This window comes from Parabacteroides sp. AF17-3, assembly GCF_003635445.1.
In the GTDB taxonomy this organism is placed as follows: Bacteria; Bacteroidota; Bacteroidia; order Bacteroidales; family Tannerellaceae; genus Parabacteroides; species Parabacteroides goldsteinii.
This window is the reverse complement of sequence record NZ_QTMM01000004.1, coordinates 16,930-32,820: the sequence shown is the minus strand read 5'-3', so window position 1 is coordinate 32,820 and position 15,891 is coordinate 16,930. Positions and strand designations below refer to the sequence as shown.

Below are 15,891 nucleotides of genomic sequence, written 5' to 3'. Positions count from 1 at the left end.
ATGAAGAAAATAAGTTTGTTCATACTGGCCTCTTTCTTGTTGGTAGCTTGCGGAGCATATAAATACCTGGATTTGGGAATGTTGACTACAGGCATGACCGTTGCCGAGGTGGAGAACCTGATGGGGCCTCCCAACCGGGTATTGGCTGTAAACAAGAAAGATGGTTATGTGCAGGAGGTTCTGGAATACCGGACAGCCCGTGATGAAGTGTATGCGTTGGAGTTCTGGGATAACTATCTGACAGGATATGAATATTTGTATGACGATGTAACCTATATTCCACCGGTAGCTCCTCCGATGATATTCCCGGATTATGGCCGTCCTATTTATATTTACCCTCCGGACCATCATCACCCGAACCGTCCGAACAAGCCTAACCGTCCCGGTTCGAATCGCCCGGAGTCCAATCGACCAAGTCGTCCGGAGTCCAACAGACCCGGCTCGAATCGTCCCGAATCGAATAGGCCAAGCCGTCCGGAAACCAATCGTCCGCAGACAAAACCTTCGGAAGTTACCCGTCCGTCGAATAGCGGAACGAGTAACCGTACGGAACAGTATAGAAATCCAACGAATAGTCAGTCAAAAACGAATGACAGATCAAATACAAACGGAAGGAATGGGGGACGAAGATAGTTATTAATTGCGTATATTTGTTCATGAAAATATATCTCACTGAATATGAGATCAAATAAGGAGAACGGAAGTAATAGTGAATATATCAAATAAGTAAGTATATTACGAATTATATTTAGATTATGCTTTTAGAAAAACTACTTAAAGAATTTAATTTTAGCACTAATACTTTTAATTTGGAGGAATCTAAGTTATTTGACCAATATTTTGAACGAATATTGGTTAGTAAAGGTACATTTTTGATTAAAGAAGGAGAAACAGAAAGGTATAGTTATTTCGTTTTTGATGGAATATTGCGTTGTTGGCTTTTAAATCATAAAGGGGAAGAACAAATTTTTTGGTTTTGTAAAGAGGGTACGTTTTCAATGTCGAATATATCTTTTACATTACAAACAAGGTCTGCATTTAATGTGCAAACAGCTGTAGATAGCGTTATTTACCGAATAGGCAAGAAACAAGTAAATGAACTATATACTGCTATCCCTAAGGTAAAAACTGTATTTGAAGATTTGAATGCTATATTGTTGAATAAACTTTTGGAAAGAAATATCGATTTGATTAAATATTCTCCTGAACAGTATTATCTACAGATGATTGAAGAATATGGCATTACATTAAACTATATACCACTAAAAGATATAGCTTCTTTTTTGGGTATCACACCGCAAGCACTAAGCAGAATCCGTAAACGTATTTTTTAACTTGGGTTCAGTGCTTTGAGTATATAGGTTCCGAACTTTGCGGCTTTAAATAGCAATTACAATTATGATTAGAAAAGTTAAAGCTACGGATTATCCACGTTTGATGGAAATTTGGGAAAGTGCAGTATCGAGTACACATGATTTTCTTAAAGAGGAAGATTTTCTATACTATAAGGAACAACTTCCGGTATATTTTCAGCATGTCACTCTATTCGGATTTGAACAAGAGGGAATCTTAATCGGATTTATGGGAATTGCAGAAGGAAATCTTGAAATGTTATTTGTTGACGATAATTATCGAGGCATAGGAATAGGAAAAAGGTTAATTACTTATGCTATAGGTAATTTGCAAGTAACTAAAGTCGATGTGAATGAGCAAAATATTCAAGCTGTCGGTTTTTATAAGTATATGGGTTTTAGCATATATAAAAGGTCGAACTTAGACGGAGAAGGTAAAGAATATCCTATTTTACATATGCAGTTGTAGTTTCATGTACATAAACAAAAAAACTCCTGCAACCATAACGATTACAGGAGTTTATATGTCAGTAATAATCTAATTACTTCTTCATAGCTTCCTCGATAGCAACAGCTACAGCAACAGTAGCACCTACCATCGGGTTGTTACCCATACCCAGGAATCCCATCATTTCTACGTGAGCAGGAACGGATGAAGAACCAGCGAACTGAGCGTCACCATGCATACGGCCCATAGTGTCTGTCATACCATAAGAAGCAGGACCGGCAGCCATATTATCCGGGTGCAGAGTACGGCCTGTACCACCACCTGAAGCAACAGAGAAATAGTTGTGACCGTTTTCCATACATTCTTTCTTGTATGTACCAGCTACCGGGTGCTGGAAACGAGTCGGGTTAGTTGAGTTACCTGTGATAGATACGTCAACACCTTCTGCACGCATTACAGCAACACCTTCACGAACGTCGTCGCAACCGTAGCATTTTACTTTTGAGCGGAGACCCGTTGAATACGGATATTCTTTGATCACGTTCAAATCGCCTGTCAGGTAATCGAACTGAGTCTGAACATAAGTAAAGCCGTTGATACGAGAAATGATCATAGCAGCATCTTTACCCAGACCGTTCAGGATAACGCGAAGCGGTTCTTTACGTACTTTGTTTGCCATTTCAGCGATCTTGATAGCACCTTCAGCAGCAGCAAAAGATTCGTGACCAGCTAAAAAAGCGAAACATTTTGTTTCTTCGCGAAGCAGACGTGCACCCAGATTACCGTGGCCGATACCTACTTTACGGTCGTCAGCAACAGAACCTTTGATACAGAATGCCTGCAGACCGATACCGATAGCTTCGGCAGCGTCAGCAGCGCTTGTGCAACCTTTCTTGATAGCGATGGCAGCACCTACAACGTAAGCCCAACATGCATTTTCGAAACAGATAGGTTGAGTTTCCTTACACATTGTATAAGGATCGATACCTTTAGCGTCGCAGATAGCTTTTGCATCTTCGATACCGTTGATACCATATTCTTTTAAAACCGCGTTGATAGTATCAATACGACGGTCATAACTTTCAAATAAAGCCATATTATTTTTACTTTTTTAAATTCTTATTTACCAGGAATAAAGATATTAGAAAGTTGAAAACAAGCACACCGCCGCAACAGGCCATATAGAATGCCATCCAGGGACGGTCCGGCTTCATGACGAAGTAGGTGATTACCGTCGCGATAACAGTCAGAATGATCAGCCCGGTCAGGACGCGTGTCAGTGTTTTCTTATTCATTACGAGGATCGATATATTTTACAGCTTCTTTGAAACGACCGTAAGAACCTTTAGCTTTTTCCAGAGCTTCGTTAGCATCGATGCCTTTCTTTACCATTTCCATGAATTTACCCAGGTGGATGAATTCATATCCGATTACCTGATCGTCAGCATCCAATGCCATACGAGTACAGTAACCTTCAGCCATTTCCAGGTAACGGGTACCTTTGGCTAATGTACCGAACATGGTACCAACCTGGCTACGCAGACCTTTACCTAAGTCTTCCAGACCGGCTCCGACAGGCAGACCGCCTTCAGAGAAAGCAGACTGTGTACGTCCGTAAACAATCTGCAGGAATAATTCGCGCATAGCTGTGTTGATAGCGTCGCAAACAAGGTCAGTGTTCAATGCTTCCAGAAGTGTTTTGCCCGGAAGGATTTCTGATGCCATCGCAGCAGAGTGAGTCATACCAGAACAACCGATAGTTTCTACCAGCGCTTCCTGAATGATTCCTTCCTTTACGTTCAGTGTCAGTTTACATGCACCTTGCTGAGGAGCACACCAACCCACACCATGAGTCAAACCTGAGATGTCAGTGATCTGAGTAGATCTAACCCATTTTCCTTCTTCAGGAATCGGAGCACAAGGATGGTTGGCTCCCTTCTTTACAACACACATGTGTTGAACTTCATGTGAATAAATCATAATCGCTAATTTATTATATTAAAGTGATAATAAAACTTTTTGCTAATTTCTATGTAATATCGCTTTCTTTAAAGACCGCACAAAGATAAAATTTTTAATTCAGCCATGCAAGACGCTAAGTTCGTTATTTATCGGTTGGCTGAATATTCAGTTCGGAGCCATTCAGCAAGATGCGGTGAGTGACAGGTCCTATCTTTTTCATCATTGCCGAAACACCGCAGTACTCTTGCGACAATCGGATTGCTTTTTCAATCCGGGTACTTTCCTCTGCCTTACCGGTTACGTGGAAAGTGATGAAGAATGCTGAATAAAGCATCGGCACGGTATCGGTTGTTTCTGCTTTGACGTCGATAGATAGTTTTTCAAAACCGATTCGCATCTTCTTGAATAGAGAGATCACATTGACCCCGCTGCATCCGGCCAGGGCGACCAGCATCAAGGCTTTCGGGCGGACACCGGAACCGGTGCCGCCGTCTTCTTTGCTGGTGTCGATCGTTACCGTATGGCCATCCATCTGGGTTTCAAAGGTCGAATCCTTTTTCCAGTCGAGAGTGATTTGGGCAGACATATCGTTCTTTTTTATTTTTTAAGTGCTTCCTGTAGTTTGGCATCTATCTCTTCACCATGGATATTCTTGGCGATGATCGTGCCGTCTTTATCGACCAGTACGGTATGAGGAATGCTGTTGACACCATATAAAGCAGCACCGGCATTCTGCCATCCTTTCAGGTCGGAAAGCTGTGTCCAGGTAATATTCAGGTCTTTTACGCCTTTTGCCCAGGCTTCGGGTTTGCTGTCCAAAGAGATACCGACGATTTCGAATCCTTTATTCTTATATTGTTTATGTAATTCGACCAGATGCGGCATTTCTTTGCGGCAAGGAGGACACCAGGAAGCCCAGAAGTCGATAAGGACAACTTTACCGTTACCGACGAACTCAGACAATTGATGTACTTCGCCTTTCGGATCAGCCATTTCGAAATCAGTAAACTTTTTGCCGACGGCTACGTTTTTCAGAACTTCCAGGTGGCTGATCATTTTGTCGATATTCGGCTGTGCCTTAAAGGTTGAGTCGGCTTTCGACAGTATTTCGTTCTGCTGCTCTTCACTCAGGTTGTAACGGTTTTCGTATAAATATTTGGCAGACATTTTCTGGTCCATATGAGCCAGAATATAATTGCATACGGCTTTGGTTATTTTGTCGCTGATTTCATCATATTTCTTTTCAGCCGCAGCCGCAATTGCTTTGTCTTCGGAACGGATCTCATCCCCGAGTTTTCCCATTTCGTCAATGAAAGGCTTGAGACTATCTTTCATTGCTTTTTCTGCATCGTTGGCCGGGGTGCCGGTTACGATTGACAAGGTATCCAGGTTGATAGTGAGTTTGCCGTTTTCAAGTGTAAACGTTGTCTTGAACGGAGTTGCCATACCGCGTTCAGTCTTGACAACGTCGGGCGAAAACTGAATGATCGTAATTTGCGATTCATTCTGGGTACCTTTGAATTTGAATGCATTGTTTTCTACCAGCGCACTGTCGAAAGGTAAAACGTCCGGTTTTCCGTATTCATAAAGATATACGTAGTTTCCGTTCAGATCGGCGTTTGAAACTGTACCGGTTATTTCGTAACCCGGTTTTTCGCTGCAAGCTGCAAGAAGCAGGGCGGAGGCAGCCAATGGAAGATACTTTTTCATATATTATATGTGTTAAAACGATGTCATCACCTTGTGATTCGCGAAGTTATCGCTTTATTAATTATAGTTTATTTCTTTATGCTTAAAAAGTTCTAATATTACCGAAAAGATGGATTATATTTGTTGCCTGATCGATATACCGGGGTTTACCGGCAGTTATCGGGAGATTATTCTACAAATATTAATACTATGATTCGGACCAATAATAACAAACGGACAATGCTACGGCTTTTATGTATGAAATTGATGATACTCTGCTTGTTTTTGCTTTGTGCTTTACCAGGCGGGGAGGCGGCGGTTTCGCTGCATAAAGCAAATATCGACCTGTCGAATAATGCAATTATCGATATATATCAGGACGATCGCGGTTATATGTGGATCGGAACTTACGATGGCCTGAACCTGTTCAACGGGAGAAATACCTATGTCTATCGTTTTGAACCGGATAATAAGAATACCCTTTGCAGTAACATTATCAATAAAATCTCAGATGGCGGTCCCGGGTATCTCTGGGTGTCTACCTCGATGGGACTGAACCGGTTTTCGCTGAAAGACCGTAAAGTGACCGAGTCATATCCTGAATATCCCGAATGTCTTCTTATAGCAACGGATTCTTTAGAAAATACCCTGGTTGTCAGCCGGAAGAATTTTATATCCTGCCATACTTCCCGTACAGCTTCCTTTCAGGACATTTATACGCGGGACATAACACCGGAAACAGCAAGGTTATTATTTGTAGGCGAGCAAGGCCGTTTTTATCTTCTCTCGTCAGACGGGGTTTTGAAGCAACTCATTCCGGATTATTCGAAACTGCCTTTAACGATAAAAACAAAGGAAAACAAGATACATGATAAACCGATAGAACAGGCTTTTTATGAAGAGGACGTTCTTTATTATGTCGATGCCGATAAAAAACTGTACCGGTACCGGACGGAGGGGAACAAAGAAACATATTTGTCTGATCTTTCCGGATGGATGGAAAAATATGGTAAGGTAGCCCGTGTAGTCTCTTTTCAGTCGAAACTGTATCTGGTGTTCAGGAACGGCCTGTTGCTTGATCCTGATAAACCGGAAGAAGCTATCGATCTGAATATCGGTGTCTTTAGTATGTTTAAAGACAAGAAACAACAAATACTCTGGATTGGTACGGATGGGCAGGGACTCAGAATGTTGTACGATAAATATGAACGTTTTGACGGATTGGCGTTGGAAGATTTACCTTTTGTAATGCTCAATCCGGTTCGTTCCGTTTATACGGATGAAGATAAGACACTATGGTTCGGAACGAAAGGGGATGGCTTTGTTCGTATAAAAGAGTATGATTCCTATGCAAAAGGGGAGATCCCGCTAGACCGGATCGCCCGTTATACAACGGCAGACGGCCTGTCTAACAACCGGGTCTATTGCTTTTTCAAAAGCCTGTATCATCCCCTGGTGTGGATTGGTACAGACGGCCCCGGCCTTTCTTATTATTCTTATGAGGATGAGAAAGTCCATACGCTTCCCAGCAAGATAGATACCCGGATAAGATATGTTCATTCTATCTGTGAGATAAACGATTCGACGCTTTGGATGGCAACGACGGGCGACGGGTTGATCGAGGTTGTTCTGGAACGGGATAAATCTGGTCTGACGGTTAAGTATCTTCAGTCTTACCTGCTGGAAAAGGACGGAAAGATATGTAACGAATTTTATTCCATGTATTATGACGGAAAATCCACCCTGTATCTGGGAAGCCGCGGAGGATATGGGATGGCACGTTTCGACCTGCTCACGAGGCAGTATGATTTTATGTCGATGAACAATTCGGCTAACCAGGCGATCGGTGATGTCCTTAGTCTGTGTTATAGCAGCGATTCGACCTTTTACCTGGGAGCCAGTTCCGGCATGACGCGGATGAAATGCGATCAGGCGGGGACGTGTGAATTTTGGCAGTACGACAGGAGTGACGGCATCAGCAACGATATGATTCATGGCATATTGGAGGATAAAGATAAATGTATCTGGTTGAGCTCCAATAAGGGACTAACCAAATATAACCCGCATAATAACTATTTCCATAACTATGGGAGCCAGGAACTGATGGTTACGGAGTTTTCCGACGACGCTTACTGGAAATGCCCTTATACCGGACGTCTGTTTTTCGGGGGCGTCGATGGGCTGGTATGGATCGACCCGCAAAACGACCGGCAGGAAAGCTATAGTCCCGACCTGCATTTCTTTGAGTTGAAGATGGGAGACGAAACCATCAGTCTTTACGATTATGCGGATGCGAATCCCGGCCCTGTAACAATTCCTCCGGACGTTTCGACTTTTACCATTTCATTTGTTGCCACCGACTATATCCATGGTGACAATTATGAATATTCTTATCTGTTGCAAGATTATAATACGGCCTGGACGGAATTACAAAAGAGCAATGAAATATCGTTTACCAAGCTGCCTTACGGAAACTATACCCTGAAAGTCCGTTATAAAAACGATGTTTACGATTCTAATGCGCGGGAATATCTTTTACCGTTGAAAATACTTCCTCCCTGGTATCTCAGTACCTGGGCGATAGCGGTCTATATTTTTCTGGCCATCCTCTTTGCAGGCGTGCTGGTTTATTGGATCAACCGGCGTATCGCTGAAAAACAACAACAGGTGGCCCGTAAAATCCATGAAGAACAGAAAGAAAAGCTGTACGAAGCCAAACTGAACTTCTTTGCCAATATCACCCACGAACTTTGTACCCCGCTGACTTTAATCAACGGAGTAGGGGACTATATTCAAACCTATGCCGAAAATACTTCCGACAACAAACTGAAAAGGTATATCCGCATATTGAGGGATAACGTAGCGAGCTTGAATGAACTGATTCAGGAAATCCTGGATTTCCGTAAGATAGAAGAGGCTGGGCTGAATTATTTCAGTATCAGGCGCATCTCTGTCCCGGATATTATCCGCAGGCAATACGAGTCATTTACCCCTATTGCCGAGCAGAATGGGATAAAATTCGTGTTGTCTCTTCCGGATCAGCTTTACTGGAATACAGACCCTACCGGATTAAAGAAGATATTGGTCAATCTGATTTCCAACGCTTTTAAATACTCGGATGAAGCCGGAGAAATACGTATTTCGGCTACTACGGAAAATGAGTCTTTGATAATCCGTGTCTATAATTCAGGCAAAGGAATATCCGAAACAGACCTGAAGACTATTTTTGACCGTTACCGTATATTGGGCGACCTGGAGGGAAACAATTATACGCAAACAACGTCGAGGAACGGACTGGGATTGTTTATCTGTCATAGTATCGTACAATCCCTGCATGGCACGATAGAGGTGAAAAGTGAAGAAGGCCGGTTTGCCGAATTTATTGTCCGCTTGCCACACCTGGAAGCCGAGGAGGAGGAAGCCGAACCGGAAAATGAGGAACCGGAAACGGTGCCTGTCCTTTCGTCTCCCATCGATGAAACCGGATTGCCGGGAATTGTTTCTCCGGAGAATAAACCCTGTGTCCTGGTGGTGGACGATCATAAGGATATTGTCTGGTTGATTAAGGAATCTTTATCTGAGGCTTATACGATAGTGGAGGCTTACGGTGTGGAAGAGGCGATCCGTTTGATGGAAAAACAAACGCCGGCCCTGATTATTACGGATATTATGATGCCGGAGATCGACGGGATGGAATTGATCAGCCGTGTGAAATCGGATAAGTTTACCCGCCATATTCCGTTGATAGTCGTTTCTGCCAGAATATCGGAACACGACCAGGCGGAAGGGCTCGACCTGGGGGCAGATGCCTACCTGACCAAGCCGTTTTCTGCGGTGGTGCTCCGCTCCGTAGTCAACCGGCTGATGACGAGCAAAAAAGAACTGAAAGATTATTACTATTCACCGGAGAGCGCCTACGAACAATCCGGCGGACAGCTGATTCATCAGGAAGATAAAGAATTTATGGATGCCGTAACTGCCATTATCCGGGAAAATCTCGATAAGGAAACCCTGCGCCTGGAGCTGATAGCCGAAAAGATGGGCATGAATACCCGGTCGCTTTACCGCCGTTTCAAGAAGATATCTCCGCTCACTCCTTCCGATTTTATCAAGGATTACCGGTTTAATTATGCTGCGCAGTTATTGGTGACGACTAATCTGAGCGTACAGGAAATTATCTATAAAGTCGGCATTTCGAACAGGTCTTATTTCTACCGGGAATTTGCTGCCAAATATAATCAGACGCCTACCGAGTACCGCAATAAGCAAAAAGTAAAACTTCCGGGGAGATAAAAGCGATTCCGCCAGGAATATGTAAAACTTCCGGTGGAAAGTACTGATTTCAACCATTATCCCGTGAGTGTCCTGATTTGCCAAAAGAGTGTCATAATGTGCCGGGTGCATATTGTGACACTCTTTTGGTATTCCAGTAGTAATGCGGGAAAAGAACAATCCGGTAATATTGCATTCAGATTTTTGAAACCCGATAATGCTTTTTAATATGAATACAGAATGATTTGAGCAATGAATAGAAACACTTCGCTTGATTGGCATTTGAGGCGGGAGTGTATCAGGGAGTTGTTTTATACTTTGGATAGTGAATACTTTATTGTTTTAATTTTATGAAGTTGTGTTGCATTAATATATTTGTAATTGTAGTTGGTAGTTTTTTGCTTTCAGCATGTCGGGAAAATATTTCGGTGAATGTACCTGAGTTGTCGGATGGGGACCCGACAACATACTATACAGGAGCCCGGAAACTGAATCGGATTGTTTTTGATCCTCAATACAGTATTCCTATCCAAAGTTATAAAATCTATTCATCAGGCGAATCACCTGTACATGACCCGGCAAGTTGGGTACTGAAAGGCTCCTACGACGGAAAGAACTGGGTGGTGGTAGACGAACGGAAAGACCAGCGCTTCTGTTCACGTTACCAGGAAATCCTTTGTCCGATAACCAATCCTTCCAATTATAAACAATATATGCTGGAAGCCGAAACGGCAGGCAGTGATACGCTGGTGATCGGCGATGTCTTGTTTTCCGAAAAGAACCTGGTTACGGACTGGGAAGATTTCAGATATCCCGCAGTAGACTTTGAAGTACTGGCTCCGGAAACAAAAGGTGCAGCGATCTATGCAGACCTTGTACAAGACCCGGATGCCTACCTGAAATACCATGCCCGCAAGGTGGCGGAAATACTTTTCTATACGGCAAAAGATACTATGAATGATGTTCAGACCATTCATTATACATTGAAGGATTATGATGGCGTTTCTGCCAAATCCGGGAATCCTCCGGCTATTTATATCGAATACAGTACCCGCCATATCGAGAAGTCGGCGAACGAATCGCTTTACAAGCTCGACTTTGAAACACGCGGTGTCTTATATCATGAGCTGGTCCATGCGTACCAGTTCGAACCGAAAGGGATTGGTTCATACTCGACGAATAAAGAATTTTGGGCCTGTATAGAAGGAATGGCGGATGCCGTCCGGGCAGAGTCCGGGTTTTTCGATATGAGTACCCGTAAGCCGGGTGGTAACTGGATGGATGGTTACCGTACGACCGGTTTCTTTATCCAGTGGCTGAAAACAAAAGACCCGGATGCCATACGTAAATTCCATCTGACCGTCCGCGACCTGGATGTATGGAGTTTCGACAAGGCGATCAAGTGTATTTTCGGCGAAGAATCCGGTATTGAAAGCATGTGGAATGAATACCAGGCGTTTCTGACAAAAGAATAAATAAATACTACATACCTATGAAATCTGTAAGATGTTTAGCCTTATTTCTGTCTGCTGCACTGGCAGGTGGAACGCTGTGGGCACAGGAGAAAGTATCCTTTGTCAATCCGATCATCGGAACAAACGGGATGGGGCATACGTTTCCGGGTGCTTGCGTGCCGTTCGGACTGGTGCAGCTAAGTCCGGATACCGACACGATCCCGCATAATGTCGATGGCAAGTATCAACCCCGTTCCTATGAATATTGTGCCGGATACCAGCATAAGGACAGCAGTATCGTCGGTTTCAGTCATACGCATTTCAGCGGAACCGGTCATTCCGACCTGGGGGACATACTGATCATGCCGGCCACCGGCAGCCTGAAACTGAATCCCGGAACAGCGACCGATCCGGACGGCGGTTACCGTTCCCGTTTCTCACACGACACAGAAATATCCCGTCCCGGCTATTACGAAGTCATGTTGTCCGATTATGGCGTAAAAGCGCAACTGACGACCACCAAACGGGTGGGAGTTCATAAATATACTTTTTCCGGCGATGGCGGAAACCAGCGTATTATTCTCGATATGATTCATGGTATTTACAATTACGACGGAAAAGTCCTGTGGACAAATATCCGCGTAGAGAATGATATGTTGGTTACCGGTTATCGCGTAACAAACGGATGGGCACGGACCAATTACACCTATTTTGCGATGTCTTTCTCCAAACCTGTCATTCATTATGGTTGCGAGGAAAAGGCGAAAGTGAATTACCGTGGCGGTTACGGCAAATTCAATATGAAAGAGAATTTCCCGGATATCGGCGGACGGAAGATCGTAGCCTATTTCGATTTCGACCCGGCAACCTCCAAAGAATTAGAAGTCAAGGTAGCCCTTTCCGGTGTGAGTACCGACGGTGCCCTGAAGAATCTTCGTGCGGAAGCATCCGGTTACAGCTTCGACCAATTGGCGGCAAAGGCTTCGGATACCTGGAACAAGGAACTTTCCAGCATAGAGGCAAAAGGTAACAACGACCAGCTGGCTATGCTTTATACCTCTTTGTATCATACCATGATTAATCCGTGTGTCTATACCGATGTCGACGGGCAGTACCGCGGTTTGGACGGAAATATTCACAAGGCCGACGATTTTACAAACTATACGGTCTTCTCTGTCTGGGATACTTACCGTGCCTTGCATCCGTTATTCAATATCATTAACCGCCAGGTAAATACCGATATTGCCCGCTCCATGCTGAAACACTGCGAACAAAGCGTACATAAAGCGTTGCCGGTATGGAGCCATATGGCAAATGAAAACTGGTGTATGATCGGTTATCATTCCGTATCCGTACTGGCGGATGCCGTGGCAAAAGGATTGCCGCTGGATAAAGAGGAAGTCCTGCAAGCGATGGTCAGCAGTTCTACCATTCCTTATTATGACGGAACGAAGGAATATATGGAAAAAGGATATGTTGCACTCGATCATAACGGAAGTGCCGGTTCCTTAACGCTGGAATATGCTTACGATGACTGGACGATTTATAATACCGCCCGTCTGGCAGGAAACGACCGGGTGGCAAACCAATATAAAAAACGGGCAGCCAACTATATCAATGTGTTCGACACAAGTATCGGTTACGCCCGTCCCCGTTATTCGGACGGACGCTGGAAAGAAAACTTCAGTCTGTTGAGTACGCATGGTGAAGGGTTTATCGAAGGAAATGCCCTGAACTATTCTTTCTATGTCCCTCAGGACGTAAACAATATGATTCAATTGATGGGAGGCGACAAGTCTTTCGTGTCCAAACTCGACTCGCTGTTCACGATGCATCTGCCGGACGAGTTCTTTGCCGAAACAGAAGATGTTACCAAAGAAGGACTTTTAGGCGGCTATGTGCATGGCAACGAACCGAGCCACCATATTCCATTCCTGTATGTCTGGACTACCCAACCCTGGAAAACCCAATACTGGCAGCGTGAAATCATGAACAAGATGTACCGTAATAATATCGACGGCCTGTGCGGTAACGACGATTGCGGCCAGATGTCGGCCTGGTATATCCTGTCGGCTATGGGATTCTATCCCGTTTGTCCGGGAACCGACCAATATGTGTTGGGTGCTCCCTACCTGCCTTATATGAAGGTATCGCTTGAAAACGGGAAGACTTTTGAAGTCAGGGCGGATAAGGTCAGCGATAAGAACCGCTATGTCAAATCTGTCCGTCTGAACGGCAAACCGTATACAAAAGCCTATATCACGCAACAAGATATTATGAATGGGGGAGAGCTGACTTTTGAAATGACCTCTTCACCGAATAAGAAGCGTGTATTTACCGGGGACGACAAACCCTATTCGTTATCTGCTAACTAATCATTATTCTATATTCCATGAAGAAGTTATTTATTTTGGCTATTGCCTTTTGCAGCAGTCTTTTCACGATGAAGGCTGCGGATAAGACCGAACTGGTGGATTACGTGAATCCCCTGGTCGGCTCCCAGTCGAAAATATCCTTGTCCACAGGAAATACCTATCCGGCGATTGCAATGCCTTGGGGTATGAATTTCTGGATGCCTCAAACCGGAAAGATGGGAGACGGCTGGGCCTATACCTATGATGCCGACAAGATACGGGGTTTCAAGCAGACACACCAGCCCAGTCCCTGGATAAACGATTACGGTCAGTTTGCCATCATGCCGATAACCGGTAAGGTGGTGTTCGATCAGGATAAGCGTGCCAGCTGGTTTTCCCATAAGGCGGAAGTGGCCAAACCGAATTATTACCGTGTTTACCTGGCCGATCATGATGTGGTAACGGAAATCACGCCGACAGAACGTGCCGCCATGTTCCGTTTTACTTTTCCCGAAACGGATAAGTCGTATGTGATTGTCGATGCTTTCGACCGTGGCTCTTATATTAAGATTATTCCCGAAGAAAATAAGATCATCGGTTATACCACCCGTAACAGCGGAGGTGTTCCCGAGAATTTCAAGAACTACTTTGTTGTCGTGTTCGATAAGCCTTTTACTTATAAGGCAACGGTCGGCGACAGCGAAATCCGCAAAGGTGAAACGGAAGCACAGGAAAACCATACCGGTGCCATCATCGGTTTCTCAACCCGTCGCGGGGAGGTTGTTCATGCCCGTGTCGCTTCTTCTTTTATCAGTCCCGAACAGGCAGAGTTGAACCTGAAAGAGTTGGGCGGACGGTCTTTTGATGAAATAGCGGATGCCGGTCGTAAGACTTGGAACGAAGTGTTGGGACGTATCCGGGTGAATGACGATAATGTAGATAAACTGCGTACTTTCTATTCCTGTCTGTATCGTTCCGTCCTTTTCCCGCGTAGCTTCTACGAAGTGGATGCCAATGGGAATATCGTGCACTATAGTCCGTACAACGGGGAAGTATTGCCGGGTTATATGTTTACCGATACCGGTTTCTGGGATACTTTCCGTTGCCTGTTCCCGTTCCTGAACCTGGTGTATCCGTCGATGAATGTGAAGATGCAGGAAGGTTTGGTGAATACGTATAAGGAAAGCGGATTCCTGCCGGAATAGGCGAGCCCCGGCCATCGTGGCTGTATGGTAGGAAATAATTCGGCTTCGGTTGTTGCCGATGCTTATCTGAAAGGTTTGCGCGGTTACGATATAGAAACCCTTTGGGAGGCTGTCGTACACGGAGCGAACAATGTTCATCCGAAGGTGAAATCGACCGGCCGTCTGGGTTACGACTATTATAATAAGTTGGGGTACGTGCCTTATGATGTGAAGATCAACGAAAGTGCCGCCCGTACATTAGAATATGCTTACGATGACTGGGCCATCTATAAACTGGGAAAAGCATTGGGTAAACCGGAATCGGAAATAGCCGTTTTTGCCAAACATGCCATGAACTATAAGAACCTGTTCGATAAGGAAACCAAGCTGATGCGTGGTCGTAATGAAGACGGTACATTCCAGTCTCCGTTCAACCCGCTGAAATGGGGGGATGCCTTTACGGAAGGAAATAGCTGGCATTATACCTGGTCTGTCTTCCATGACCCACAGGGATTGATCGACCTGATGGGAGGGAAGTCCGGTTTCAACGCAATGATGGATTCCGTATTCAATGTGCCGCCTTTGTTCGATGACAGTTATTATGGTGGTGTAATCCATGAGATACGCGAAATGCAGATCATGAATATGGGTAATTATGCTCATGGTAACCAGCCGATTCAGCATATGATCTATCTCTATAACTACTCCGGTGAACCCTGGAAAGCGCAGTATTGGGTACGCGAAGTGATGGACAAGCTGTACTTCGCCACTCCCGACGGCTATTGCGGTGACGAGGATAACGGACAGACTTCTGCCTGGTATGTGTTCTCTGCACTCGGCTTCTATCCGGTCTGCCCGGGAACTGACCAGTATATCCTAGGCTCTCCATTATTCAAAAGCGTGACGCTGAATCTGGAAAACGGCAAGAAGGTAGTGATCAATGCCAATAACAATGATGCAGCGAACCGTTACATCTCGACCATGAAGGTAAACGGCAAGAATTACACCCGCAACTACCTGACCCACGAAGACCTGTTGCGTGGCATGACGATCAACTGCACCATGTCCGCCACCCCCAACAAAACCCGTGGCACAGAGGAAAAGGATGCACCTTATTCATTCTCTAAAGAGATAAAAAACTAGAAATATTTGAACTATCCCGTTCCCGTGCTCGAC

The 15,891-nt window shown here is 44.6% G+C and carries 11 protein-coding genes and 1 pseudogene; 7 read left to right on the top strand and 5 right to left on the bottom strand.

Annotation, left to right across the window (positions count from 1 at the left end):
• The 3 genes from DWW91_RS06100 (at position 1) to DWW91_RS06090 (ending at position 1,821) form a co-directional block, all read left to right on the top strand.
• Complete coding sequence (locus DWW91_RS06100; protein ID WP_007658724.1) at positions 1-633, top strand: hypothetical protein; 633 nt, start codon at positions 1-3, stop codon at positions 631-633.
• A 122-nt stretch (positions 634-755) separates the two neighbouring features.
• Positions 756-1,334, top strand: a complete 579-nt coding sequence (locus DWW91_RS06095) for a Crp/Fnr family transcriptional regulator (RefSeq protein WP_122327251.1) — start codon at positions 756-758, stop codon at positions 1,332-1,334.
• A 64-nt stretch (positions 1,335-1,398) separates the two neighbouring features.
• On the top strand, positions 1,399-1,821 hold the full coding sequence (locus DWW91_RS06090) for a GNAT family N-acetyltransferase (protein ID WP_007658722.1): 423 nt from the start codon (positions 1,399-1,401) through the stop codon (positions 1,819-1,821).
• A gap of 73 nt (positions 1,822-1,894) precedes the next feature.
• Here the strand turns inward: DWW91_RS06090 and DWW91_RS06085 are convergent, their stop codons facing one another.
• The 5 genes from DWW91_RS06085 to DWW91_RS06065 all read right to left on the bottom strand — a co-directional run bounded on the left by DWW91_RS06085 (position 1,895) and on the right by DWW91_RS06065 (position 5,472).
• A complete protein-coding gene (locus DWW91_RS06085) occupies positions 1,895-2,896 on the bottom strand; it encodes a GGGtGRT protein (RefSeq protein WP_122327250.1) in 1,002 nt (333 codons plus the stop codon).
• Between the two features lie 7 nt (positions 2,897-2,903).
• Positions 2,904-3,095, bottom strand: coding sequence for a hypothetical protein (locus DWW91_RS06080; RefSeq protein ID WP_007658685.1), 192 nt, complete (start codon positions 3,093-3,095; stop codon positions 2,904-2,906).
• Positions 3,088-3,780: an iron-sulfur cluster assembly scaffold protein gene (locus tag DWW91_RS06075; RefSeq protein ID WP_007658684.1), complete on the bottom strand. Its 693-nt coding sequence runs from the start codon at positions 3,778-3,780 to the stop codon at positions 3,088-3,090. Before DWW91_RS06075 ends, DWW91_RS06080 begins: the two co-directional genes overlap by 8 nt.
• A gap of 124 nt (positions 3,781-3,904) precedes the next feature.
• Positions 3,905-4,348 (bottom strand): OsmC family protein, encoded by a 444-nt coding sequence (locus DWW91_RS06070; protein ID WP_122327249.1) that lies wholly within the window; start codon positions 4,346-4,348, stop codon positions 3,905-3,907.
• Positions 4,349-4,359: 11 nt separating this feature from the next.
• Positions 4,360-5,472, bottom strand: coding sequence for a TlpA disulfide reductase family protein (locus DWW91_RS06065; RefSeq protein ID WP_122327248.1), 1,113 nt, complete (start codon positions 5,470-5,472; stop codon positions 4,360-4,362).
• 219 nt (positions 5,473-5,691) lie between these two features.
• Between DWW91_RS06065 and DWW91_RS06060 the strand changes: the two genes are divergently transcribed.
• The 4 genes and pseudogenes from DWW91_RS06060 to DWW91_RS06045 all read left to right on the top strand — a co-directional run bounded on the left by DWW91_RS06060 (position 5,692) and on the right by DWW91_RS06045 (position 15,858).
• Positions 5,692-9,744 (top strand): response regulator, encoded by a 4,053-nt coding sequence (locus tag DWW91_RS06060; protein WP_122327247.1) that lies wholly within the window; start codon positions 5,692-5,694, stop codon positions 9,742-9,744.
• Between the two features lie 329 nt (positions 9,745-10,073).
• Entirely contained in the window at positions 10,074-11,198 is a 1,125-nt protein-coding gene (locus tag DWW91_RS06055; protein WP_122327246.1) for a basic secretory protein-like protein, read from the top strand.
• 17 nt (positions 11,199-11,215) lie between these two features.
• Positions 11,216-13,552: a GH92 family glycosyl hydrolase gene (locus tag DWW91_RS06050; protein ID WP_122327245.1), complete on the top strand. Its 2,337-nt coding sequence runs from the start codon at positions 11,216-11,218 to the stop codon at positions 13,550-13,552.
• 17 nt (positions 13,553-13,569) lie between these two features.
• Positions 13,570-15,858, top strand: a pseudogene (locus DWW91_RS06045) (GH92 family glycosyl hydrolase).
• Positions 15,859-15,891 lie beyond the last annotated feature (33 nt).